The sequence below is a fragment of the Acinetobacter sp. ANC5681 genome (assembly GCF_023488045.1).
Classification (GTDB): Bacteria; Pseudomonadota; Gammaproteobacteria; order Pseudomonadales; family Moraxellaceae; genus Acinetobacter.
Genome location: NZ_JAMFKZ010000002.1, coordinates 163696 through 189913, shown reverse-complemented (window position 1 = coordinate 189913; position 26218 = coordinate 163696). Strand labels below are relative to the sequence as shown.

Sequence of the window (26218 nt, the reverse complement as noted above, 5' to 3'; positions counted from 1 at the left end):
GCAATCTCATCTATTGTATTTGCTGAAACATACCAGTTTTTAAGCCTGAAATGGTAATCGCCATTTCTTTACGAAAATAAGGGATTTGATACATCCACGGAAAAGTAAGATCACGTAAACCGCCTGCCCACCAGTGATCAGATTGATAAAGTGGTGTGAGCAAACGACTGAGGAATTGATAAAACTGGGTTGAGGAACGACGCTGTTGGTGATAGTTTTGCCACAACATTGCCGGTCAATCTGTTGATTTTTCCTGGCACGCTGCAAGGACTGTGAAAAGGCCCATGCATCTAAAAGTGCCATATTTGCCCCTTGTCCGAGTTGTGGGCTCATGGCATGTGCAGCATCACCAATCATACCGATTCGACCTTGTCCATATCGAGACATCACCACATCACGATACTGTGCCGAGAGCCACAGTGGTTGATTTTGTTCATCCAATAAAAGCTGTGGGTAGAGCGGTGAATCCCCAAGCCATACAGATTTGGGGCTGCCTGATGGTAATGGCTATTGACCAAAAGTTATTTATTGGCGAGTTGCCCTTCAAGTCCTGTCACTTTTGCACCCAGTTTGAGGGCTTCATCTAATACGCCAAGACGTTCAAAAACGGCTAAGCCCGCAGGTTGTAACAGTAAACCTGCGCCAACAGGTGCAAGTTCATCGACCTGTTCAAACAGTGTCACCTGATGACTTTGCCGAGCCAAAAAAATTGCTGTTGCGAGCCTAGCCGTCCCTGCACCAATAATGGCAAAATGAGGTATTTTCATTAGTAATGAAAATTCACACCCAAAGAGGCATAGCCATATTTACGATCTAAACGTGAAGCAGTCACCCCGTTATAAAGAAAGGGGATATTACTTACAAAATTGCGTTTAAATAAATAACCTTCAACGAAAGGCGTAATATTCGGTGTAACGTCGTAACTAAAACGTGCGGAAAAAGTATGATTATCTTTCAATGCACTATTGCCAAAATGATTGACGCGATCATCAATGTCATTACGCCATAAACGCTGATATTGATAAGCAAGCTGACTTTCAAATTGTTGATAGCGCCAATTCCATGAACCTCCAATAGCGGCGTAATAAGCATCGTAATTTAAATCTTTATCGACATCGAGATTGAAATCGGATGCTGAACCCGAAATATTGAGCTCATTAATAATCGCATTGTCAATCTGGCACGGTTCAGCTAGAGAACCAGTGTAATGGTTGTTTTTATTAATATTCAAGTTGACTAAACAACCCTGATATTTGGCTTGGGTCTTTAAGCTGTCAACTTTCACTTTGCTATAGCCTGTACTGACATACGCATTGAGTTGATTCATAGGATCCAGTTTTCTTGAAAAAATTGCATCAACCTGTAGCTGTATATCAGATGGATCATTGACCCGAACATCATTAAAGGTTCTGTTGTTGATGGTTGTCGGTGTTGTTTTCTTGAGCTGATCTGCGTAGTTGCCCCATAAGCTAAAACGTAAATCCAGAAAATCGTTTTTCTGTAGATTTAAATTTGGGGTATAGGTTGTGGCAACCAACCAACTTTGTAATTTATTGGTATCTTTTGAATAATCAATTTCACGCTGCCAAAAACCAGCTTCTAGTTCAAAATTTGGATAAAGTTGATATTTACCAACGATATGTCCACCTAAATAATCACCTGCATTTTCTGAAGTTGCACCTTCTTTGGCACGGACATCGAACAGGTCAATGGTTTTATTGACGGCATCAATGGCAACATCTACATTCAAGGGTTGTGTTTTTCCTGAAAGTGAGTTGGCTTGCAGGAACATATCATTCGGTGCAGCGTGGAGCAATGAAGGAGAGAGGAGAAGTATCGAAGCTGATAGTAAATTTAAATGTTTCATTATGATCCCATTAAATAGACAATAAAAAAAGAGCCACTATGAAAGCAGCTCTCTTTGTTTAATCATAAAGTTATTCAACCGTAACTTTAGCGCTTGTGCCGTAACCTGTTATAGATTTACTCAATACAGATACGGTGTATTTTGTTGCAAAAGACTTAGATGTCGCTGCAATGATTTGCCCCTTACTTGGTGCTACCACAGCTGTAACCGTTGCTGTGCCTTTTTCACTGTTAAATTTGTTCAGTGAGTTGACTAAGCTAGCAGAGATTTTACCTAAAGTTGTGCTATTTAAAGCAATTTGACCGTTGGACAATACATCAATATCAGTACCTAACGTAAGGTTGGTATTGAGTTCAGAAGTAGTTGATGTAATACCTACGGTAGAGCCTTTTGGTAATGTTGCTGCCGTCAATGTACCATTGGTATATGTTAGGTTGAGCTGATCAGCAGAAATGAGTAACGCTTTGGTTGCTGTTTCAACTTTTAATGCTGCGGCAACAGCTTGATTTGAAGACTTATAACTATCACTTGCAACAAGAGGTACGAGCAGATTGTTCAGGCTCGAGACTTTAATTGGAGTGATTAATGATGCTGCTAATTGGTCGAGTGTATAGCTTGTGCCTTGTAAACTAAGACCATTCAATAGTAAATAATTTGTAAAATTATTTGCTTCAGTAATGGTTTCAGTCGGTACAACAATGCCTGTTGCATCTTCAATGACAGCGAGAGCATCAGTTAATTTATCAGTTGCCGCACCACCAGTTGTTGCTGCTTCAGCGATATCTTTGAGAGCAGATTCAATCTCAGTACTATCCGTTTCCAAGACTTGGCTTAATGCCTGAATCAGATTGACAGTAGTACTGTCATTTTTCTCGGTCAGAATTTTTTCTTGTGCAGCTGTTTTTAATGCTGCCGCAGAGCTAATTTGTGTTGCAGGAAGTGCAGCAAGTGTGGTTTCTACCGTTTTTACATTGGCTGCAATGCTAGCACTAGTTAAGGCAGCAAGGTTAGTTGCAACGTTATCAATATTGCTCTGAAGACTAGCAGGAAGTTTTGCTTTTACATCAGCATCTTTGACAGTAGCCTGAATAATCGCATTAATTGTATTGGTATTACCTAAATCAACAGTGGTTGTACTTGATGTTAATTGGCTGATTAATGCAGTGGCGATTGCTTTTTGAGCAATAGTGCTGGTTAAACTACCATCTGTATTTAGTGTTGTAACCGCTGTGCTGATTTGTTCATTCAGTTGTTGAATAGCTGTGGTTTTAGCTAATAATGCAGCACTGTTTAATGGGTCAGCAGTTAGTAAATTTGTTCCCGGTAAACCTAAAGCCGTTGCAATAGCTGCTGCCTTATCTGTACCTACCGTTGCAACGAGGGTTGTGATTGGCGTAACAACAACATCGATACCTTGAGTATCTGTCAAAGAAATTTTTGGTGCTTCTAGTGTAGCTGTAAATGGCAGACCTGTAGTCGTATCCTGTCCACCTGTCACTTTCAATGCGCTTGCAGTACATCCTTGTGGGAAAGTAAATACCCCATTTTCATCTGTAGTCGCAATTTTATCCTTACATGCAGTTGCTTCATCAGTAAATATAACGGTTGCATTTGCAATAGGACCATCTACCACACGTCCTGTCAGTGTTGCTGCCGCTGGAGGGTTACCTCCAGATGATCCCCCATTGCCTCCACCACAAGCTGTAAGTAAAAGGGCTGAAGAAACGGATAAAGTCAACAAGCTCAATGACAGTTTTTTTGATTTAAACATTATATTATTCCCCGAATATCGGTATTTTAATTGATTCCTGCGTAGTTATAGCAAAGTTTTATAGATGTGATAATGACTTTTTTAAATTTTTTAAGTAAAAATGTATCAATATAAGACATAATAAACAGTTTGTTTATTTAATCTAAATAGATCTCTTGTATTATTTAGTTAAATTTCATTTATCAGTTTAATAAGTGTTCATATCTAAATGATATGCTTGATTTTGTGACATATATCTCATTTTTTTATTTTTAAATGGCTTTACTCAGAGCTAAATCACGAGATTTTTATTATTTTATTCACGATGATTAAATAAATTATTTGTGGGTTTAAAAATGAAATATTTACGTTATAAAAAATCCCTTGCCCATTAAAACAAGGGATTTTTGAACTTATTTCATAATTCGCCAAACTGCAATCAGTGCACTTAATACGATTAAAATGATGGAGACAAACCAAGGACTAATAATCGCAATGGTCAGCAAAATCAACATGGTGCTGCCAAACATCCAACTACGGCGTTGCTGCTGTTGCATTTGCAAACGCATTTGCTGAATTTCACGGAGTTGCTTATCTTGCCAAGCCGATTGATTTTTTAAACCATTTAAACTATCAATTAATAATGTTGGTAAATCTTGAGCGCCTAATAATAGATCTGGAATCTGTTGTCCAATTTCCTTGATATTTTTAACAGGATTCATATTGGCTTTGACCCATTCGGTCAGAATCGGCTTTGCCAGTTTCCAAATATCGAGTTGTGGGTAAAGATCTGTGCCTAAGCCTTCTACGTGTACCAATGTTTTGAGTAATAGCATCAATTGCGGCGGAATTTCCAAATGGAAACGACGTGCAATATCCATCACCTGAATTAAAATTCCTGCGAAATCCAATTGATCCATCGGTTTTGATACCATTGGACCAACAGTGCGGCGCATTTCACGTGACAAGGCATCTTGATCTGTGCCTGGTGGAATCCAACCTGCTTGATGTACGATCTGAATCAGTTGCATAAAGTTGCTATTCATTACTGCAAGCAACATACGGGCAACTGTCATTTGGTCATGTTTGGACAGTTCACCCATGATGGCGCAATCTAGAGCAATAAAACGCGGATTACTTGGGTTAATGGTTTCAACAAACACATTGCCCGGATGCATGTCGGCATGGAAAAAGTTGTCTCGAAATACTTGGGTAAAGAAGATGGTTAAACCTTTTTCAGCCAAGTTTGCGCGATCCATACCCAAACGATCAAAGGTTGTGATATCTGAAATAGGCACACCCGTGATGCGTTCAGCCACCATCACGTCTTTACTATCCATATAGACTTCAGGCACATACATCATGCTGGAGCCTGTAAAGTAGTGGCGCATACGGCGAGTGTTGTCCGCTTCCAGACTCAGGTCAAGCTCATTTAAAATGATCTGACGGTAGTCCTGAATGATCTCGGACAGGTGCAGCGCACGGGCAGCTTCCAGACGGTTTTCCAGCCAGTCACCCAGCCATGCCAAAATTTCAAAGTCCTGAAGAATCTGGTTGCGAATATCAGGACGGGTGACTTTGACCACCACCTCACGGCCATCGTGTAATGCAGCGGTATGTACTTGTGCAATTGAGGCAGCGGCAAGTGGCTGTTCATCAAAACGGGCAAACAAGGTGCCAACATCTGCCTTGAGGGATTCTTGAATCCGCTGTTTGGCCAACTGGGTGTCGTAGGGTTTGACGCGATCTTGCAACAACACCAGTTGTGACAACACTTCTGGCGGAATCAGGTCACGGCGAGTGGAGAGCAGTTGACCCAGCTTAATCGCCAAAGGCCCCATCTCTTCCAGTGCTTGCTTGAGTTTAAGCGGATTCTTTTTTTCACGGCTTGACCAAGCCGCAGGATGCATTTTAATCACACCCAAGGCATGTTGGGCTTTTACAGGTAATTCTTCCGCAGGAAATAAAGTGTCAAGGCGATAATGTGCTGCAATGCGCCAAAGTTCAAATAACCGTCTAACATGCGGAATCATATAAAATCTTACCTAGTTTTGTGTGGATTGCTGGTGTGAATTGAATTGGGCCTGTAATTGCTGGAATCTGGCTTCCAGACGGTCTAGTTCCTGATTGAGCTGGCGGGTCTCCCGATTCAGGTCATCCATTTGCCAGCGTGGGGCAAATAAGCCGCTATCTTCTTTTAGGGCATCTTCAACAAAGAACAGATGGCTTTGCAATGAGCGTTTGAGCTGCTTCGGTGCAAGCTGAATCTTACCCAGTTCATGCGCCAGCTGAGGACCAATCCACGGAGATAGATGTGCGGCAAGGTCAGGTTCTGCCTGCTGCATGATACGCTGGATATCTTGCAATAAATGATAGTCACCTTGCAGTGGAATATTGCCAATCTGGTCCATATCACTGAGCAGGAGTTTGACTAATTCGACCACATTGGCGACATGCAGGGTGGCTGTGGCATCTGTAATTTTATTTTGAACATCGTAGGGACGCTGTTCAAATATTGATGGGGTTTGACTGTGTCCAGTTACGGTAGGTTCCAGACGAACTTTATTTTCATCAAAAAAAACATCAACCGAGAGCTGTGGATGATCAATCACCACCCGCAACAATTGACCTTGTAGCTGATTGAGCTGAATACGGGTAATCGCATCCAGATCAATCACCTGATGAATGATACGTTCGACTGCACCCAGTGCTAAAATCGACCACATATCCTAAGCCTTAAAGTTTGAATCCACGGTGAACGGCAACAATACCACCAGTGAGGTTGTGGTAGTCACAGCTTTGGAAGCCCGCATTTTCCATCATGCCTTTGAGTGTACGTTGGTCTGGATGCATACGAATAGATTCTGCAAGATACTTGTAACTTTCAGAATCATTGGCCACCAGTTTACCCATGATTGGCAGGGCCGTGAATGAGTAAAGATCGTAGAGCTTTGAAAATGGTTCAAACACAGGCTTGGAAAATTCGAGAACCAATAAACGACCACCTGGTTTAAGTACGCGATACATGGCTTGTAGTGCGGCATCTTTATCCGTCACGTTACGTAAACCAAAACTGATAGTCACTAAATCAAAACTATTATCGGCAAAGGGTTCTAAAGTTTCAGCATTGGCAAGTACGAAATCAACGTTAGTACAGCCAGCATCAATCAGACGATCACGACCTACATTTAGCATGGATTCATTGATGTCTGAGAGTACGACATGACCTTGTGGACCGACTTCACGGCTAAATACTTTTGCTAAGTCACCTGTACCACCAGCAATATCCAGTACATGTTGACCACGGCGAACACCTGACATATTAATCGCAAAACGTTTCCAAATACGATGGATACCGAATGACATCAGGTCATTCATGATGTCGTATTTACTTGCAACTGAATGAAAAACTTCAGCAACTTTTTGTGCCTTATCATCACTGCTTACAGTTTGATAGCCAAAGTGAGTGGTTGCTCCAACATTTCCCGTGTTGGCACCACGTGGCAAATTATATTTTGGTACTGATGTATTCGGTGTTGATGTTGAGCCTTGTTGTAACGATTGCTGTTGACCTTGAGGCGCTCCTTGAGGAAGTGGAGAACTGAGGAAAGGACTGACTTTGTCTGAACTTGGGTTTTGCTCAACTTCTGGGGTAGGCTGTTGGTTTTCGTTAGACATTGTTTTCTCCTAAACTTTCGCTCTAGCGGCACGAATCAGCAAGCATGATGACAGATTTTGTATTTTTTTACAGGGTTTAGCATATCATTGTTATGAATAATATACAGAAAGTCACACGCTCAAAAGCATTTTTAATTTTTGTTTTGGAATTCAATAGTCCCTCCTAATACGAAGAGGGATGGCTATCAATTCAATTTAGTCACGAAATGGGTTTGGGTGACCAGCGTGGACTTTTTCGATGATTTCACGTTCTTTTGCCGTAAATGTTTTGATAAACGTTGCAGCAGACTTCATCGGTTTCATTGCAGCAAAACCTTCTTGGATAAAATCGTACATAGGTTCAAATTGATATTTGGTTGCAATGCCTTTACACATTTTAAAAGCCGCATACATCATCGTAGAGCGCATATACTTATCTAATGTGAGACCAAGCTCGTCAAGTAATTGTAATTGTTCATAACGTACATCGCCTTGATCGAGTTTGACTAAGGTCTGGCGCATGATTTCATCAGTGAGTGGTGTTTCCAAAGGATAATCTTTGAGTAGTTGTTCTGCGACTTGTTCATCGAGTTGAGTGGCAAGTACAGCAAGACTGACCGATTTTGTTCCTGTTTTAATTGCATTTTCAGGGAGTAAGCTTTCTGCTTTATGTGCATATTTCAACAGGCGTTCGATTTGCTGTGCAATTGCCTCAAAATCAGGACCGCCATACAAACGATTGAGAAAATACTGTGCCATCAGTTGATTTTCAGGCAGAGCAAAAAATTCTTTATGGGTTTCTGCGATGCGTGCTTTCATCCACGCTTGTACTTCATGCAGACGTTGCTTAAGTGCTGGATTTTGGTGGTAATTCAGAGTTTGGTATTGTAATAAAAGATGATCAAATGCAGCGAGTTTTGACATATTCGAACTCAAATAAAATAAAACCAGAAAATCATAGGCTGCATCATAACGAAGAACCATGACAGCATAAACTCTAAATGTCTAACAATCGGTCACGATGTTGATACACGGATTGAGTTCTACAGAAACTGTACAAGGGTTTTGCATGCAGTGAAATAGATTTCATTATACTTATTCTTAATAATGAGCCATTTAGAGCCGAATATGAGTATACAACAACCCAAATTTGAATTGCGTGATGAAGATGCGTTGTCTTTAGATTTGATTGAAGCACAATATGCCTTAAAAGATAGCCAAGATAAAAAAAATGCAAAAAGTGTTCTGATTTTAGTAAGTGGGATTGAATTAGCAGGGAAAGGTGAGGCAGTTAAGCAATTACGTGAATGGTTAGATCCACGCTATTTCAGAGTTAAAGCAGATGCACCACGGTTATTAACGACCTATCAAACCTTTTGGCAGTCTTATACGCGATTTATTCCTGCCGAAGGTCAGATCGTGGTGATGTTTGGGAATTGGTACAGTGACTTGCTTTCAACTGCCATGCATGTGTCAAAACCATTGGATGAAACAATGTTTGATGCCTATATTGATCAGATGCGTTCATTCGAACATGACTTACAGCATAATAATGTACATGTGGTCAAAGTTTGGTTTGATTTATCGTGGAAGTCCTTACAAAAACGCTTAGACCAAATCGATGCTTCGGAACAACATTGGCATAAATTACATGGTTTAGATTGGCGCAATAAAAAACAATACGATACTTTACAGGAGTTAAGCCAAAGATTTACCGATGATTGGTTTGTGATTGACGGTGAAGACGAAGCTCTACGTGATCAATGTTTTGCTCAATACATATTACAAACATTGCAAGAGTTGCCTGACCATCAAACTAAAGTCACGGAAAAATGGCAACAAGCACAGATTCCCACAGCACTGTTAGAACCGTCAAAACAAAGCTTAGATAAAGATGACTACAAAGAAGAATTGAACAAATTAACCAAAAAAGTAGCTGATGCATTACGTTATGACGAACGAAAAGTGATTGTTGCTTTTGAAGGTATGGATGCCGCAGGTAAAGGGGGAGCAATAAAAAGAATTGTTAAAAAACTAGATCCACGTGAATATGAAATTCATAGTATTGCTGCACCTGAACGTTATGAATTACGCCGTCCTTATTTGTGGCGTTTTTGGAATAAGCTGAATGATGGCGGGAAAATTACCATCTTTGATCGTACATGGTATGGTCGTGTTTTGGTTGAGCGGATCGAAGGTTTTGCTTCAGTCGTTGAATGGCAACGTGCTTATAATGAAATTAATCGGTTTGAGGAAAATTTGGTTGATAGTCAAACCGTGATTGTAAAAATTTGGCTTGCAATCAGTAAAGATGAACAAGAAGTTCGATTTAAAGATCGTGAACAAACTCCACATAAGCGTTTCAAGATTACTGAAGAAGATTGGCGTAATCGTGATAAATGGGACGATTATTTAAAAGCCGCTGCAGACATGTTCGAACGAACCAACACAGATTATGCGCCTTGGTATGTAATCGCTACTGATGATAAAAATACAGCACGGATCGAAGTTTTAAAGGCAATTTTAAAACAACTCAAGGCGGATTAAACCGCCTTGTCGTCATCAAATATTATGATTAAGCCACAATGGTACTACGACTTTTTTGTTGAATGCGTTTAGCAAGGTTATAGCAATCTTGAATATGTGCTTCGGTAATTTTACGCATCATAAAATAACCGAGGCTTGCAGCAACCAATTGTCCGCCTAAAGGAATAAACTTGGTCACTTGTTTGGTGGCAATTTTCGTGAAAAAACCATTAAAAGACTTTTTCATGGCTGTGCGCGCCACCACCAAACCTGAAAATTCAAAACCACGTTTACGTAGCTCATCCCAATGTACTTTTTTGGTTTCAGGATCATAGACACTGATATGTTCAGGTGCTAAACCAAAACGCGTATTAATATAAGGAATAATTTGAGTGAGCATGCCCAAATCAACGACCACATCAAAAAATGGGATGGGTACAATCGCTGCACCTGCAGACCAATATGCACGATTTTTGGTCAGAGCCAAACACTCTTCGCGAATTTGCTCCAAGTTTAAGTTTGGATCAATCGAATCAGGAATTTTTTCAATTTTCATAAAGTTATACCTAAAGTCTATCCCTCGATAGTACATTCAATCGGATTGAGTGGTGAATTTCAAAACAATTTATTTATTTCCTTGTATGTTTAACGTGACATAGTTACATGAAGTTGTATAGTGATAAATATGTATGTTTTCGTGCAATACAATAAGCATTCCTGATGAGGTCATATTTGTAGATGGGTATTCATGTTATTCAAAGTCAAAGCCTTGAAGTGTTATTACAAGGTGTGATGGCATCAATCACCCAACCGAGTTCTTCTCCATTTCAGGTATTTAAAACTCAGCATTTTATTGTTCCCAGTCCTGCACAAGAACAATGGTTGACGCAGAAAATTGCCGAACAACAAGGCATGACTGCCAACTATCAATTTCATCAACGCATTCGTGGTTTTCAGTGGTATGCATACCAGCAAGTATTAGAAAATAAAGAACAAGTGCGTAAAGCCAATATTCCGCGTTTGATTTTAAAGTGGCGTATTTATCAAGCTTTACAGCCTTTTATTCAACCCGAACAGAATACTGTTGTGAATGAGCACCCTTTATATTCAATTGTGCAACGGATTTACGACAGTGCCGATCAACTGCAACAAGGCACTGAAAAACAACTAAAAAAACAAAGTATGCTGTATTGGGTGGCGGAGCAAGTTTCGCAGCTATTTAGTAACTACATGATTTATCGCGGTCATTGTCAACGCGGCTGCCAAAGCAATTGTACCTGTGTGGGGAATTGGCTATCGACTTGGGGACAGAATAAAGCCTTAAATATCGAACAATTGATTGCTCAAACAGATCAACAAACTTCAGCTTTTAGCCTACAACAAACCGAACAATTAGAAGCTTGGCAGCGTTGGTTGTGGCAAAACTACTTTCATGATGATTTTGTTGAAATACAAAGCATTGATGCTGATTTTTGGCAACTTCTAGACAATCAGCAGACACGATCCCGAGCTTTGGCACAACTGCCAAGTCAGGTGATTGTATTTACGATTTTAGATTTACCACCGAGCCAACTGCAATTTTTACGTCGTTTGGGGCAATATCTAGATGTGGTAATTTTGCACTATAACCCATCACAAGAATATTGGGCTGACAGTGTCGATCCGCTCTGGAAGAAGCGTTATGACTTGGGGGTGAAAGAGCGCTATATCGCCAAACATCCCAATGCCAGTGATGCAGACATTGCCGCATTCTTCGACAGTTTTAGTTTGGGGTTTAATGCCTTAAGTCGTGAATCCCGACATCCCTTACTGACACGGTTAGGTAAGCAAGCGCGTGATCATTTTTCCCTGTTATCACAACTGGCAACAGGAGAGGAGGGAAAGTGGGTCGATGCCTTTGTGGAGCAGTTTCCTGAAACGCTACTGGGTAAAATTCAATCCGATATCTTCTATTTGGCAGAGCCACAGTCGCAGCAATATGAGCTTGCATCGAATGATGAGTCGATTCAGTTGCATGTCTGCCATTCCAGCATACGACAACTTGAAGTCTTAAAAGAGCAGTTGGTCCATTGGCTATCTCAGGCGGATGGTCAGCCACGTCGTCCAAATGACGTATTAATTTTGGTTCCGAACCTAGCTGAACTAGAGCCTTTGATCCGTAGTGTGTTTCCAGCGGTTGCCAATGAACATGAGATATTTTTACCTGTTAAAATTGCTGGCGTTGCGCAATTAGATGCCTTAAACGCATGGCGTGCTGTACTTGGACGTTTGCAACTGACACAGGGTCGTTTTACGCAGGATGATTTTGCGGATTGGCTTAATCTTTACGCGACGCAGCAGTGTTATGGATTGGACTATACGCAGGTGCAACGCATTTTAGCGTTGCTCAGTGATGCTGGCTTTAAACGTGGTTTAGACCAACAACACTTAAAGCAAAGTCTGAGTGACGAAGATCAAGACTACCGTTATAGTTTTAAATTTGCTTTGGACCGTTTGGCTTTAGGAATTGCTGTGCCTGCCCATGTGATGGTGCAGGATATGCTCAGTTATGCCTTGGTGCAGCCAAGTGATTTTGAACTGATTGGTATTCTGATTCAGATCTATCAAGATTTAGCAGCGCGTCGAGATTGGTTGGTGGCACATGAACAAGGCCAACGTTTGCCGGTCGAGTTTTGGCTACAGCGAATCAAGGCGGATGTACAGGAGTTTGAGCAAGCCGATGTGGTTGCTTTAAAAGCAATTCGTGAAATTATTCAGAAGCAAGAACGTATGCTGACTTTGGCCAGCTATTATGAAGATACCGAAACCCAATTACGTCAAATTTCCTTGCCTTTGCCTTATATTGTTGAGGAAATTCAACGTACTTTAGAAAGCCAGTCTGCGCAAGTTGAACCGACAGGACAAATCACCTTTAGTCAGATTGGACAGATTCGTCCGATTCCTTATCGGCTGATTGTACTGTTGAATTTGGATACGGGTAAATTTCCAAATCGAGACAGTCATATTCCGTTTGACTTGATGGATGCACTGCGTCAGCAATTGGGTGATCGCTCTCGTTTGGAGGATGATCAGGGGGCATTTTTGGATGCCATCTTATTGGCACAAGAACAGGTTTGGCTGTTTTATAATGGCTTTGATCTTAATGATGGCGAAGTCAGAGAACCCTCCAGTGTGTTGCAGGGCTTCCGCGATCATTTGGCGTTGATTGTAAAACCGACGAGCCGCGAAGATGGTCCTCCTTTATCCGAAGTGGATTTGGCTGGATTGGATGCTTTGCAGGTCCCCACACAGCTTTATCCGCTGTATCATTTACATCGTCTACAGCCGTTCGATCCACTCGGCTTTGTTTCGAATCGGCCTGTGCGCTTCCAAGATCAATGGTTTAAGGTCGCTTCACAGATTCAGCAGATGAAAGGTGAGCGGCAAGCATGGGTCAATACCGTCTATCCCGTTGAACAAAATGAAATGATCATTTTGGAGAGTCAGCAATGGATTCAAGATATCAGTTTCCCTGCGCGGCTGTACTTAAAGACCTTAGGTGTGGAAAATTTAACCGCAAAAGAATTGGTCGATCAAGCTGAACCGTTATTACTCGATGGTCTCGGTAAATATGCCATTCGGCATTTTTTACAGCAGCAGGATGATCAGCTCTCTCCGAGTCTGTTGCAAGATCAGTTGCCTGTTGGCAAAGTTCAGCACAGTGCTTGGCAGCAAAGTCGCTTAGAGCAGCAACGCTTGTTGGAGCGCTTGCAGCAGTATGCCCCAGCGCCGACTGAAACCACGCAACGGGTTTGGCGGGTCTCGAAACAATTACAAATCGCCTGTGTGACCCCGAAACAACTGACTCAAGATTGGGTCAGTTTGGATGCTTCCAGTGCACGTGCCAAACGCTTTGCCAAAGTCTGGCTGGAATATCTGCTTTGGCTGGCGCTAATCAAGAGTGACGCTGCTACAGAGAAGCGCCGAATTGTGGTGTTTAGTGATCAGACGGTGATTTGTGAAGGCCTAAGTTCACAACAGGCGCAGCATTATTTAAATGCGTGGTTACAGCTTTGGCACGATGCACAGCAGCAGCCTGTGGTCTTGCCTGCTGCCTTAGTGTTAAAGCCTTTGGAAAAAGGCAAGCAATATGAGTGGATTGAGCTGGATTCAACTCAGGTTTTAACTGAAGAGAGTCAAAAGCAAGTATTGAAGGACTGGAATGATACGGGGGATTTCTCGGGTTTTGATATGACTCAGAATGAAGCCTGTAAATTGCACCGCGATTGGCAGTTCATTTTGCAAGAGCAAGATGCAACCGCTTTATTACAGTATGCCTGTGATCATTATTCCTATTCGTTGTATCAACCGATTTTTGAATTTTTACGGGTGGAGTAAGACATGAACTCAAAGTATCCAGTGTCTTATCAGCCGATTGGAGATATTCAATTTGAAGGGCTGCATTTAATCGAAGCCTCTGCAGGAACAGGGAAAACCTATACGCTATCCAGTTTGATGGTGCGGATTTTCTTAGAGAAATATCTGCCTAATCAGGTGATTGCCACCACCTTTACCCGTGCTGCAGCAGCAGAACTGAAAACGCGTATCCGTTTGCGTCTGGTCGAAATCCTTGAATTTTTAGAGCCTTTCCGTGATGTATTGGAACAAGATATTCAGGCCAAGGCATTACAAGAGTCTGATCCCTTAAAACAACAGGTCTTACAAAACTTTGCGCCACGAATTGCCTATGCCTGTGAACGGCTAAAATTGGTCATCGATCAATTGGATGAATTATTTGTTGGAACCTTGGACAGTTTTAGCCAAAAGCTATTGCGAGAGTTTGCCTTTGAAAGTGGAAAAATTGAACGCGCAGAAATTACTGAGGATGCCAAAAGCTATACCCGTCAATTGATTCATGATGTGTTGCGGGAATGGATTCAGACCCAACCACAGCAAGTGATTGATTTTTTATATATGAGTCAGCAACTAAAGAGCGTAGATCAGTATATTAAAGTGGTTGAAGAAAGTTTGAATTTTAGTTCAGCACATTTGAAACAAGTAGATTTGCCTGTGTTTAGCACAGTTGAGTTTGAATCATGCTTGCATCAGTTCGCAACAAGTTCATCACAATATTTACAAGAGTTACAGGATTATTATCTACTCGATGGTGCATATTATAAATTTATTAATAAAAAGGCTTTTGCAAAAGATCGTTTTAATTTCATTTTTCAAACAGGCTTAGTTCGGCTGGCTCAGCAAATTCAAAAGCAGGGTATAGATATTTATTTTGATCAAAAGGCGTTCAAAGACGTCGATGTTTTATTTTTAGATTCCAAAGGACAAGCTCGAAGTAGTATTTTTAATAAATGTGATCAAAGCATTCAGGACTGTTTTTACCAGCATCCTTTGATTCAGTTATTAAAAGATATTTGGGAGATGAAACTTAAAATTCAAAATGATTTAGATCAATTCAATACCTATTTACAGTTTCATCTTTGTCAGCAAGTCAAAAAGCGTTTGCCTCAAGTGTTGCAGCAAAAAGGCGAGACCACCTTTGCTCAGCAAATCAAAACCCTGTCTGAAGCTTTAAAAGGTGAGCAAGGACAATCTTTCGCGGTATTTGTACAGTCACGCTATCCATTGATTCTGGTGGATGAGTTTCAGGATACCAACCAAGATCAAGATGATATGTTGGCCAGTATCTGGCGCCATCCGCAACGTTATCAAAAGGGCTGCATGATTATGGTGGGTGACCGTAAACAGGCGATTTATGGTTTCCGTGGTGGTGATATGCTGACCTTCCTGAATGCCTATCAGGATATTATGGCGAAGCAGGGGCGTGAATATAAACTGATCCACAACCACCGTTCGGTGAAAGAGCTGGTTGAAGTGGTGGATGTGCTGTTTCAACGGCAAATGGATTTTGGCGAGCAGGTGATCTATGACCCGATTCAGGCTGGTTCGCGTCCACATCCTGCCTTGGTTGAAAATGCCCAACCCAATCCAATGCCTTTACGTTGGTTGCATTTGCAAGAGGGCAATGAACAGGCCACACAAGTGGCGTGGCAGATTCAGCACTTACTCAACCAAGCCTATTTAAAGCAATTGTACTTAGAGGGGGATGTTCCGACTGCGATTGATGAAGATGATATTGCCATTCTTTCGCGTAGCCATCGCCAACTGGATGAAGTGCAATATGTATTGGAACGTATGGGGATTCGGGTCAACCGACCTTCGAAACGCAGTGTGTTTGATTCCAGCATTGCACAGGATGTAGGGGCCCTGCTCACGACGTTGCTTCATCCTTATGATGAAGCCAAGCTCAAACGGGCTTTACTTAGTCGTTTATTTGGCTTTGATCTGGCTCGACTGTTGGCCTTAGAACAAAGTGCAGAAGGCTTGAGCCATTATATTCAGCAATTCGATGACATCCGTGAAATGTGGCTGAATCAGGGATTTTTGGTGGCATGGCAACGTTGCCTAAACCAGTTTGGTATCTGGCAGCAACTGGTTGCAACGCAAAGCAAGGACAATGAACGGGCAGTGGTCAATCTGTGCCATCTCACTGATATTCTGAGTCAGCATAGTGAGCATGTGCAGGGAGCGCAAAACCTGTATCACTGGTATTTAAAGCAACTCAATTCTCCAAGTGACCGTGAATGGGAACTGGAACATAAGCTTTCCAGTGAAGCTGGGGTGCAGTTGATGACCATCCACCAGTCAAAAGGTCTGGAATTTAAAATCGTCTTTTTGCTTGGAGCAAATAAAGCAGCACCAGACTCACAAAAAGAGGCTTTAAATTTCTCAACCACAGAAATCCAGCTGCCAGAAATAGGACAAACTAGAACACAACGTGTGGTGGCGATTGCGGATAAAAACTTTCTGCAACAGAATGAGCTGGATCAGCACCAGCAACGCGCTTTAGCGGAACAAAATCGGTTGTGGTATGTGGCACTAACACGTGCCAGTCATCGGGTCTATGCGGTGTTTGAACCAGAAAAAGGCGATAAAAATAAAATTTCAGGTTTGGCTTTTTGGAAGAATCAGGGCGATCACTTTCAACATCCCTATAGTGCCGATGCTGAGCTGATCTTAGCGCGACCACAAGCCTTACAGATGCAACAAACTCAACAACAGCGCGTACTGTTGGCCCAAACACTGCCGACACAACGTTTTTATTCGCGTGGGAAAACCAGTTTTAGTTATCTGGCACAACATTTAAAGCACAAAGCGACTCGGGCTGATCGCTTGGCCAATATAAACACTGATTTTGAGCAAGCAGAAGATGAGCTGAATCTTACAGAATCGAAAAATACAGCCACAGCTCAGCCGATTGCCTGGATTAAACAACACTTTCCGAGAGGAACGCTGGCTGGAAATTTCCTGCATGAGATTTTTGAACAGATTAATTTTCAGCAACCCCACATGTGGGTAGAAGAAATTCGCCGTCGTTTTAAAAATAGCTATCAAAGTTTATGGTCAGAGCTACTATTTCAATATCAACAGCATTTCCCTAAACAAGAAAATAGCGAGCAACAACTGTATCAATGGATTGCTGATTGGCTTGGTGAGGTATTACACACGCCACTCAATCAGGGTTTTCAGTTAAAGCAATTAGCTGCAGGACAATACTTGTCGGAATGTCCTTTCTATCTGGCTTTATCAGATCGAGTGCTAGCGATGCAGCGTGTACAGCAGCTGTTTGAGGAATATGGTATTGAAATGCCAGAGTTACTTGAGGCTAAATCTGCCCGCTACTTGAATGGCTCCATTGACTTGGTGTACTTCGATGGTCAGCGTTACCATATTGCCGATTATAAGAGTAATTATCTGGGAGCGGAGCAACTGGATTATCAGCAGCCTCAGATTGCAGAAAGTATGTCGTTGTCGAGTTATTGGTTGCAAGCAGCGTTATATCTTGTGGCACTACATCGTTATCTGTCGGTGAAATTGCAGGATTATGATATGCAGCAGCATTTAGGCGGCGCATCTTATCTGTATTTGCGCGGCATGAATGGGCAGGCGCAGCAAGGCTGTTACTATTGGAAACCTGATGATGAATTTATCTTGCGTCTGGATGCCATCCTCGGATATTTCTCTGAGGATAAAATGGGCAAACCAATGTAGATAAAAGTTATGAATTTAGATTAAACAACAGTTTATCATGTGGATAAATGTGTTTATAACCTTGTGGATAAGCGTGTGGGTAAGTTTGAGGATAACTCTGTGGACAAACAAGTTGATGATCAGTCAGCACAAATGACATGGTTAAATATGTGGAGTAACTACCTCTCACAAGCACCATTTTCTCAATCTACTCAAACCGTTAACGCTGCACATGTACTACAACAACTGGTTGAAGCCAGCCTACAAGGTGACAGTTGTATTGAGGTTGAGCCAAGCCAGATTGCGGCATTGGCGGATTTGGCTGTTTCCAGCGAAATCGCAACCACGCAGGTTGCCCCTTGTGTCTATGATCAGCAGGGCTTGGCATTATACCGATATTGGCACCTAGAGCAACGCCTTGCACAGCAGATTTGTCGATTAAAGCGACAAACGATTCAGGCTGTTGATGCCGAACAGTATCAAGACTTACTCAGTGATGAACATCAGCAGGCTGCACTGAAAATGGTTTTGCAACAAGGCCTGAGCATTATTACAGGCGGGCCAGGGACAGGGAAAACCTATACTTTGGCGCGTATTATTGCAGCCCTCAACCAGACCATTCCAGATATTCGTATTGCTATGGCGGCACCGACAGGTAAAGCCGCTCAACGCATGCAGGAAGCGTTGCAGAACTCTTTTAATGATCCAAAATTATTGGAATCAGGACTCATCACCGATGAGTTGCGTAATCAAACCACGCAAACCTTGCACCGTTTACTGGGTATGGGCAATCGACAAATACCACGCTTTCATCCCAAACAGCCTCTGCCCTATGATGTGATTGTGGTGGATGAAGCCTCAATGCTGGATTTGAATTTGGCAACCCTGTTATTCGAGGCAGTCCCAGAACAATGTCGACTTATTTTGCTGGGTGATGCCAATCAGTTGGCTTCGGTTGAGGTCGGCTCGGTTTTGGCTGATTTACAGCAAGTACAGGCATTGACTGAAAATCGAGTCCAGCTACAGACTAGCCGTCGTTTCTCTGGTGAAGCCAAGATTGGTCAATTCGCACGATTTATTCAGGCCCAGCAAGGTCTCAGCAGCCCTGATTTAGTCTTATCAAAATTAGAGGCAGAAATTGTTCAGGCTGCACCTTTGCAAACGATTTCTTTAAATAAAGATATGCGTGATCTGATCCAGTTGGAATATCTACCCGAGCAGCAGGATGTGGAGATTGAACCTTATCAACAGAAGCTAATGGCTGGATTTCAAGCTTATATTGAAGCTTTAAAACATTATATACAGGCAGATGAACCTGTCGAACAGATTCAGAACGTGATTCAAGCCTTTGATGATTATCGAATCTTAACGGCAGTTCGACATGGCCCGTTGGGAATCGAGCAACTGAATCGTTATGCGGGGCATTGGCTCAATCAGCAATTGAAACAAATCGCTGTTGGAGACTGGTATATCGGACGTCCTGTAATGATGACCTATAATGACTATCAGCTTGGGATTTCTAATGGTGATATTGGCATTTGTTTTAAACATCGCACTCAAGCGCAGCAATTTGAAGTATTTTTCCCGAGCTTAAATAAATGGATTGCAGCGCACCGACTGCCACGCAGTATGCAAACCGCTTTTGCTTTAACCATTCATAAATCACAAGGTTCGGAATTTACCCATACCGCGATTGTTTTGGATGTACATGCCGAGAAACTATTGAGTCAGGAATTGATCTATACCGCAGTCACTCGCGCTAAAAAAGTAGTGAGTATTCTGGCTGATCGGAAGGCATTACAACAGTCATTGATGATTAGAACCGTTCGTCGAAGTGGTTTAGTGCAAAAGATCAATTTAGAGGGATTGTGAAATTATTCTTTAAAATTCACTGTTCTGTAAGTAAAAGCTTACAAAGATTCGAGATATTGTCGCTAGAGTGAAATAAATGTTTTTGAGATCATGTACACACAAAGAGCCTGGCACGGAAAGCTAGGTAAATCGCAAAAATATAATAATTAAGTCAATGAGACAGCGAACTTACAGTGAGGTAAGTGATAAAAGAGGAAACTTACAGCCGCTAAGCCTTGTAGTTTTGGGAGAGACTACAGGGCTTTTTTATTTTTAATCTTTAATCTTACTAATGTCATGATAGTTATTGTATTTATTTTAATCAAAATGATTTTAATGAAGAATCTCTACCTCTAACTGTGTGAAGCAAACATTAATTTTTCTATAAAAATTTTTAACCAAAAGTTTAAATTAAAAACATGATTTTTTGATAATTTTTATGTATTATTAATTTAAATGTTATACAGCCCCGTACGTTTTTGCTTACATAGAGATAAGAAAAATGCTATTTTTCTCCACAATTGGTTCTGACAGAATAATCGGTATAAAGAAGATACACACTGAAAGCAAAACATAAGAAGTGATGTGTAAAATACGTTCAGAGGGGCTGAAAGTAGCTTAATAAGAAACATAAATAATAATAGAAAAATGAAAAGAACCTTGAATAACGCGCAAAAGCCCAAGTCTGACTTGGGCTCTTTTTTTGCTGCGATCAAATTGAATTAGACGATGTCTGCCTCGTGTCGATCTGTTGCGAATAATGAACGACGTTGATTCTTTGGAATCTTCGAGCAGTTTGTTGAGATCTGATATAATGTTTTGGCAAGAGCAGGGAGGTGTGTCCCAACGACAGATTTTCCTGTGGTAAGCAACGATACACTAATATCACGCTCTGGATCTGCCCAACATAAAATATTAGAAAAACCAATGTGCCCAAAAGCCTGGCCAGTCATTGGACCAAATAAACCGACTGGATTACTACCAAGCATTGGACCTAACGCATAACGCATTGGGGCGAGTAGAGTACGGTCTATGCTTGTTCCTGATGTTGGTAGGGTTGAGCGAAATACAGTTTTTGCGCTCATGATCTCTTTACCCTGATACTCACCACCGCTGAGTAACATTTCAAAAAAACGACCGATTTGTTCAGCGCTGGTATAAATGTTCCCAGCAGGACAAATGGTATCCATGAAACGAGTATCGTTGGTTACATCCACTGCAAGTTGTAAACCGCCACCAAGTACATGATTAAGATAATGGTCTGTACCTAAGCTTGGGTGAATTCCTGTGGCATAGTTTAGTGCAACATTATCTCGATATTGTGGTTTCAGACCATAGTTGAAATAATCCAGCCCCATTGGTTTTTCAATATTTTCAGCTAAAAACTCACGTACGCTTTGTCCAGTTACACGCTGAACGATTTCACCTAGGATATAACCCGCGGTAACAGCGTGATAAGCAAGATGTGTCCCTGATGGCGAAACAGGTTTAGCTGCGCAAAGTACTTTTAAGATTTCTTCTTGGTTAAATAAAAGTTCTGGTGTGACTTCTGTATCAATACGTGGAATCCCGCCACGGTGAGAAAGCAAATGGAAAATAGTCGCACGACGTTTACCATTGACCCCATATTCAGGAATATAGTAGCTAATCGGATCGAGCAGATTTAAATCACCGCGCTCATCCAACATATGGATCAGCATTGCTGTAATCATTTTTGATGCAGAGAATAAACATACAGGCGTATCAGGCGTACCAATTTTTGCATCTGCGGCTAAGCCATCTGGGGAGTTACCCTGTGCATAACCAATACTGCGGTTCAGTAAAATTTGTCCTTGACGTCGCAAACATAATGTAACGAGTGGATAGTTTCCTGTTTTATACAGGCATTCAACGCTATTCCAGATCTTTTGAATCTGCTTTTCAGTCATTCCACCCAATTCAGCCGCAACTTCATCTTTTGAGCGAATCACTTGATTTAAGTCATTTGGTACATAACAAGTATTGGTTGATAAAATTTTCACGATTCCCTCGCAATATTTTCGTTTTCTTTCGTCTCTGTCATAAATTGAAAACAGATATCCCATAGTGTGCCTATTTTGTTCAATGCTGTCAGCTGCCGAAATGCCAGCAAAGTTAAAACATTTTTGCAATATGGTGATAGATCACTTAAAATAGGCGACTTGCTGTAGTGATGCACGGCAGTCAGTTGCTTGCAACTGATCATTATCATTTTATTTTTTAAGCATCTCGGAGAAATCGAATGGCTTTAACTAACGCAGATCGCGCAGAGATCATTGCTAAATTTGCTCGTGCAGAAAACGACACTGGTTCACCTGAAGTACAAGTTGCTTTATTGACTGCTCAAATCAATGATTTGCAAGGTCACTTTAAAGAACACAAACATGACCACCACAGCCGTCGTGGTTTGATTCGTATGGTTAACCAACGTCGTAAATTACTTGACTATTTAAATGGTAAAGATCACGGTCGTTATGTTGCTTTGATCGGCGCATTAGGTTTACGTCGTTAATTCGATTTGGCTTTATTTTCGGTATTTCGCATGTTGCAATGCTTTAACGCTGAAAACAAAGTTTCGCCTGATTTAAGTTAGGCGATTTTTAGAAGGGGCGCATGTTCGCTCCTTCTTTGTGTTTAAATTTATTTAAAAATTTTGATCTGGTGCGATGGCTTCTAAGCTTTGTCATTTATCTACACATGAGTTGTGGTCTGAATGCCAAACCTTAGGGGTCTCACTAGAATAACTTTTTAAAAGAAACCAGGAAAATATAATACATGTCAATGTTTAATATCGTTCGTAAAGAATTCCAATTTGGTCAGCATCAGGTTGTTTTAGAAACGGGTCGTGTTGCACGTCAAGCAAATACAGTTTTAATCACCATGGGTGGTGTCACTGTGCTTGTTGCGGTTGTGGCTCAGCCTAAAGCAAAAGCGGGTCAAGACTTTTTCCCGTTAACTGTTAACTATCAAGAAAAACAATATGCGGCGGGTCGTATCCCTGGTGGTTATGGCAAGCGCGAAGGTCGTGCGTCTGAAGCTGAAACTTTAATTTCTCGTTTGATTGACCGTCCAATTCGTCCGTTGTTCCCAGAAGGTTACTTCAACGAAATTCAAGTCACAGCAACAGTTGTGTCTTCTGATAAAACCATGGATGCTGACATTGCTGCAATGTTGGGTACATCTGCTGCCTTGTCGATTGCGGGCACACCTTTCCGTGGTCCAATCGGTGGTGCGCGTGTTGGTTTAATCAATGGTGAATATGTTCTTAACCCAACGTTAGAACAACTTGCACAATCTGATCTTGACCTTGTGGTTGCAGGTACAGAATCAGCGGTGTTAATGGTTGAATCTGAAGCAAAAGAACTTTCAGAAGATCAAATGTTAGGCGCAGTACTTTTCGGTCATGACGAAATGCAAATTGCTGTACAAGCAATCAAAGAATTTGCTGCTGCAGTTGGTGCGAAAGAATCAGAGTGGGTTGCTCCAACACACAACGAAGAATTACGTGCGAAATTAAAAGAAGCATTTGAAGCAAAAATTTCAGAAGCCTATACAATTGCAGTGAAACAAGATCGTTATGCAGCTTTGGATGCACTTTATGCAGAAGCGAAAGCGCAATTCGTTCCTGAAGAAGATATGGATGGCATCGCTGATGAAGTTGATTTCTTATTCGAAGACCTTAAATATCGTACAGTACGCGACAACATTTTGTCAGGTAAACCACGTATTGATGGTCGTGATACTAAAACTGTTCGTGCGATCGATGTTCAAGTCGGTGTATTAGATCGTGCTCACGGTTCTGCGCTATTTACACGTGGAGAAACTCAGGCGTTGGTAACAACAACTTTGGGTAATACTCGTGATGCGTTGATGGTTGATACCCTTGCTGGTACTAAAACTGACAACTTCATGTTGCACTATAACTTCCCTGCATACTCTGTAGGTGAAACGGGTCGTGAATCAGGCCCTAAACGTCGCGAAATCGGTCATGGTCGTTTAGCACGTCGTGGTGTTCAAGCTGTTCTTCCTGCTGCTGATCGTTTCCCGTACGTGATTCGTATCGTATCTGATATTACTGAATCAAACGGTTCATCTTCTATGGCTTCAGTATGTGGTGCTTCATTATCACTTATGGATGCAGGTGTTCCACTTAAAGCGCCAGTTGCTGGTATTGCAATGGGCTTAGTGAAAGAAGGTGAGCGTTTCGCAGTTCTTTCTGACATCTTAGGTGATGAAGATCATCTTGGTGATATGGACTTTAAAGTAGCAGGTTCAGCAAACGGTATTACTGCGCTTCAAATGGACATTAAGATTGAAGGGATCACTGAAGAAATTATGGAAGTTGCGTTAAACCAAGCATTTGCTGGTCGTATGCACATCCTTAATGAAATGAACAAAGTGATTTCACGTGCTCGTCCTGAAATTTCAATGCATGCTCCTACTTTTGAAGTGATCAGCATTAACCCAGACAAGATTCGTGATGTCATTGGTAAAGGTGGCGCAACGATTCGTGCCATTACAGAAGAGACTAAAGCTGCGATTGATATCGAAGACAATGGTACAGTTCGTGTATTTGGTGAAACTAAAGCTGCTGCTCGTGCTGCGATTGCAAAAATCCAAGCACTTACTGCTGAAGTTGAACCAGGTAAGATCTATGACGGTAAAGTAATCCGTATCGTTGAGTTTGGTGCGTTTGTAAACATCATGCCAGGTACTGATGGTTTACTTCACATTTCGCAAATCTCAAATGAGCGTATTGCAAACGTGACTGATGTATTGAAAGAAGGTCAAGATGTGAAAGTACAGGTTGCGGATGTTGATAACCGTGGTCGTATCAAGTTGACAATGAAAGATATTGAGCAAGCTCAATAATAGCAATACTTTTGATTAAAAAAAGCGCATTGTTTTTACAATGCGCTTTTTTATTAACTAGATGAAAACTATAAATATAAATTGGCGAAACAATAAACATAAAATTATTTTATATTAGACATTAGTCGAGTGCTTAAATTGTGAGGATTACAATTAACGTAGAATTCCCCAAATTTCCGCTCCTGCCGTTTTAGATAGACTGTCGGAAGTCTATTTGTTATCCCAATATGAAGGAATATTGCACATGCATATCGATCATGCCGCCACAGGTCAAGATGACCAGCAGCCACCAAAGAAACCCAAGTTTTATCAAATTCTTTACGTACAAGTGATCTTCGCAATTGTTGCAGGGATATTGTTAGGTCATTTTTTTCCTGAATTTGGTGAAAGCTTAAAACCACTTGGTGAAGCCTTCATTAAAATGGTGAAAATGATTATTGCACCCGTAATTTTCTTGACTGTTGTGACAGGAATTGCTGGGATGAAAAATCTCGGTAGCGTTGGACGAGTCACGGGTAAAGCGATGATTTACTTCCTGACCTTTTCAACATTGGCATTAGTCGTCGGGTTAATTGTTGGGAATGTGATTCAACCTGGTCATGGGTTAAATATCGATCCAAGTACGTTACACAGCACTAAAGTTGATGAATATGCAGCTAAAGCACATGAGTCAACTATTACAGGTTTCTTGATGAATATCATTCCAGATACATTGGTAAGTCCATTTGTATCAGGTCAAATTCTTCAAGTTTTGTTTGTCGCAGTATTATTTGGTTTGGCACTTGCTAAATCAGGTGATTTGGGCCGTCCAATTACGGACTTCTTACAACAATTAACCAATCCTGTATTCACTTTAGTGAGCATGTTGATGAAGTTTGCACCTATTGGTGCATTTGGTGCGATGGCATTTACCATTGGCGCTTATGGGATTAGTTCAATTGGGAACTTGATGTTATTAATCGCAACCTTCTACATCACCGCATTACTTTTCGTTATTGTTATCTTGGGTGCAGTCGCTCGTTATAACGGTTTTTCGATTATCGACCTGATCCGTTATATCAAAGATGAACTGTGGTTGGTTCTTGGTACAAGTTCATCAGAAGCAGCACTCCCATCATTAATGGCGAAAATGGAAAAAGCAGGTTGTGAAAAATCGGTTGTAGGTTTAGTAATTCCGACTGGGTATTCATTCAACTTAGATGGTACCAATATTTACATGACATTGGCGGCATTATTCATTGCACAAGCATGTAATATTGAATTGACACTCACTCAACAAGTGACAATTTTATTGGTGGCTATGCTCAGTTCTAAAGGGGCTGCAGGGATTACGGGTGCAGGCTTTATTACTTTAGCAGCAACGCTTTCGGTTGTTCCTGCGATTCCAGTTGCGGGAATGGCATTGATCCTTGGTATTGACCGTTTTATGTCTGAATGCCGTGCTCTAACTAATTTAGTTGGTAATGCTTGCGCAACAATTGTTGTTGCAAAATGGGATAAGGCATTAGATAAAGAGCAACTCGACCAAGCCTTAAAACATGGTGTGGTACTAAACAAAGAAGTTTAATACCCCTTAATTTGAAAAAGCCTCG

At 41.3% G+C, this 26218-nt stretch carries 15 protein-coding genes and 1 pseudogene; 7 read left to right on the top strand and 9 right to left on the bottom strand.

Annotated elements, in window-relative coordinates; all coding sequences use genetic code 11:
- Positions 1-10: 10 nt before the first annotated feature.
- The 7 genes and pseudogenes from M5121_RS02290 to M5121_RS02260 form a co-directional block, all read right to left on the bottom strand.
- Positions 11-767 (bottom strand): annotated as a pseudogene (locus tag M5121_RS02290) (FAD-dependent oxidoreductase).
- Positions 767-1867: a hypothetical protein gene (locus M5121_RS02285; RefSeq protein WP_249570183.1), complete on the bottom strand. Its 1101-nt coding sequence runs from the start codon at positions 1865-1867 to the stop codon at positions 767-769. Before M5121_RS02285 ends, M5121_RS02290 begins: the two are co-directional and overlap by 1 nt.
- 70 nt (positions 1868-1937) lie before the next feature.
- Entirely contained in the window at positions 1938-3638 is a 1701-nt protein-coding gene (locus M5121_RS02280; RefSeq protein ID WP_249570182.1) for a hypothetical protein, read from the bottom strand.
- A 392-nt stretch (positions 3639-4030) separates the two neighbouring features.
- Positions 4031-5650, bottom strand: coding sequence for an ABC1 kinase family protein (locus M5121_RS02275; RefSeq protein WP_249570181.1), 1620 nt, complete (start codon positions 5648-5650; stop codon positions 4031-4033).
- Between the two features lie 12 nt (positions 5651-5662).
- Complete coding sequence (locus M5121_RS02270; protein ID WP_249570180.1) at positions 5663-6343, bottom strand: ubiquinone biosynthesis accessory factor UbiJ; 681 nt, start codon at positions 6341-6343, stop codon at positions 5663-5665.
- Positions 6344-6353: 10 nt separating this feature from the next.
- On the bottom strand, positions 6354-7295 hold the full coding sequence (ubiE, locus tag M5121_RS02265; RefSeq protein ID WP_004659241.1) for a bifunctional demethylmenaquinone methyltransferase/2-methoxy-6-polyprenyl-1,4-benzoquinol methylase UbiE: 942 nt from the start codon (positions 7293-7295) through the stop codon (positions 6354-6356).
- Positions 7296-7490: 195 nt separating this feature from the next.
- Positions 7491-8198: a DUF8198 family protein gene (locus tag M5121_RS02260; protein WP_178882992.1), complete on the bottom strand. Its 708-nt coding sequence runs from the start codon at positions 8196-8198 to the stop codon at positions 7491-7493.
- Between the two features lie 204 nt (positions 8199-8402).
- Between M5121_RS02260 and pap the strand changes: the two genes are divergently transcribed.
- Positions 8403-9821 (top strand): polyphosphate:AMP phosphotransferase, encoded by a 1419-nt coding sequence (gene pap / locus M5121_RS02255; RefSeq protein ID WP_249570179.1) that lies wholly within the window; start codon positions 8403-8405, stop codon positions 9819-9821.
- A 28-nt stretch (positions 9822-9849) separates the two neighbouring features.
- On the opposite strand, the gene M5121_RS02250 is transcribed toward pap, so the two are convergent.
- Complete coding sequence (locus tag M5121_RS02250) at positions 9850-10356, bottom strand: hypothetical protein (protein WP_005162854.1); 507 nt, start codon at positions 10354-10356, stop codon at positions 9850-9852.
- Between the two features lie 182 nt (positions 10357-10538).
- Between M5121_RS02250 and M5121_RS02245 the strand changes: the two genes are divergently transcribed.
- From M5121_RS02245 to recD, 3 genes are all read left to right on the top strand, one after another.
- On the top strand, positions 10539-14177 hold the full coding sequence (locus tag M5121_RS02245) for an exodeoxyribonuclease V subunit gamma (RefSeq protein WP_249570178.1): 3639 nt from the start codon (positions 10539-10541) through the stop codon (positions 14175-14177).
- Positions 14178-14180: 3 nt separating this feature from the next.
- Positions 14181-17906 carry a UvrD-helicase domain-containing protein gene (locus M5121_RS02240; protein ID WP_249570177.1) on the top strand — a complete coding sequence of 1242 codons (3726 nt, stop codon included), beginning with the start codon at positions 14181-14183 and terminating at the stop codon, positions 17904-17906.
- Positions 17907-18005: 99 nt separating this feature from the next.
- Entirely contained in the window at positions 18006-19757 is a 1752-nt protein-coding gene (gene recD / locus M5121_RS02235; RefSeq protein WP_249570176.1) for an exodeoxyribonuclease V subunit alpha, read from the top strand.
- A 701-nt stretch (positions 19758-20458) separates the two neighbouring features.
- On the opposite strand, the gene M5121_RS02230 is transcribed toward recD, so the two are convergent.
- Positions 20459-21757 carry a serine hydrolase domain-containing protein gene (locus tag M5121_RS02230; protein ID WP_178882986.1) on the bottom strand — a complete coding sequence of 433 codons (1299 nt, stop codon included), beginning with the start codon at positions 21755-21757 and terminating at the stop codon, positions 20459-20461.
- Between the two features lie 239 nt (positions 21758-21996).
- Here M5121_RS02230 and rpsO point away from each other — a divergent pair, with 239 nt between their 5' ends.
- The 3 genes from rpsO to M5121_RS02215 all read left to right on the top strand — a co-directional run bounded on the left by rpsO (position 21997) and on the right by M5121_RS02215 (position 26193).
- A complete protein-coding gene (rpsO, locus tag M5121_RS02225; RefSeq protein WP_004637724.1) occupies positions 21997-22266 on the top strand; it encodes a 30S ribosomal protein S15 in 270 nt (89 codons plus the stop codon).
- Between the two features lie 269 nt (positions 22267-22535).
- Positions 22536-24626: a polyribonucleotide nucleotidyltransferase gene (gene pnp, locus M5121_RS02220; RefSeq protein WP_249570219.1), complete on the top strand. Its 2091-nt coding sequence runs from the start codon at positions 22536-22538 to the stop codon at positions 24624-24626.
- A gap of 244 nt (positions 24627-24870) precedes the next feature.
- Positions 24871-26193, top strand: coding sequence for a dicarboxylate/amino acid:cation symporter (locus M5121_RS02215; RefSeq protein WP_087543013.1), 1323 nt, complete (start codon positions 24871-24873; stop codon positions 26191-26193).
- Positions 26194-26218 lie beyond the last annotated feature (25 nt).

Bases quoted from the DNA above. Each gene is read 5' to 3' on its own strand.
- M5121_RS02285 (WP_249570183.1), bottom strand. From the start codon at position 1,867: ATGAAACATTTAAATTTACTATCAGCTTCGATACTTCTCCTCTCTCCT.
- M5121_RS02280 (WP_249570182.1), bottom strand. From the start codon at position 3,638: ATGTTTAAATCAAAAAAACTGTCATTGAGCTTGTTGACTTTATCCGTT.
- M5121_RS02275 (WP_249570181.1), bottom strand. From the start codon at position 5,650: ATGATTCCGCATGTTAGACGGTTATTTGAACTTTGGCGCATTGCAGCA.
- M5121_RS02270 (WP_249570180.1), bottom strand. From the start codon at position 6,343: ATGTGGTCGATTTTAGCACTGGGTGCAGTCGAACGTATCATTCATCAG.
- ubiE (WP_004659241.1), bottom strand. From the start codon at position 7,295: ATGTCTAACGAAAACCAACAGCCTACCCCAGAAGTTGAGCAAAACCCA.
- M5121_RS02260 (WP_178882992.1), bottom strand. From the start codon at position 8,198: ATGTCAAAACTCGCTGCATTTGATCATCTTTTATTACAATACCAAACT.
- pap (WP_249570179.1), top strand. From the start codon at position 8,403: ATGAGTATACAACAACCCAAATTTGAATTGCGTGATGAAGATGCGTTG.
- M5121_RS02250 (WP_005162854.1), bottom strand. From the start codon at position 10,356: ATGAAAATTGAAAAAATTCCTGATTCGATTGATCCAAACTTAAACTTG.
- M5121_RS02245 (WP_249570178.1), top strand. From the start codon at position 10,539: ATGGGTATTCATGTTATTCAAAGTCAAAGCCTTGAAGTGTTATTACAA.
- M5121_RS02240 (WP_249570177.1), top strand. From the start codon at position 14,181: ATGAACTCAAAGTATCCAGTGTCTTATCAGCCGATTGGAGATATTCAA.
- rpsO (WP_004637724.1), top strand. From the start codon at position 21,997: ATGGCTTTAACTAACGCAGATCGCGCAGAGATCATTGCTAAATTTGCT.
- pnp (WP_249570219.1), top strand. From the start codon at position 22,536: ATGTTTAATATCGTTCGTAAAGAATTCCAATTTGGTCAGCATCAGGTT.
- M5121_RS02215 (WP_087543013.1), top strand. From the start codon at position 24,871: ATGCATATCGATCATGCCGCCACAGGTCAAGATGACCAGCAGCCACCA.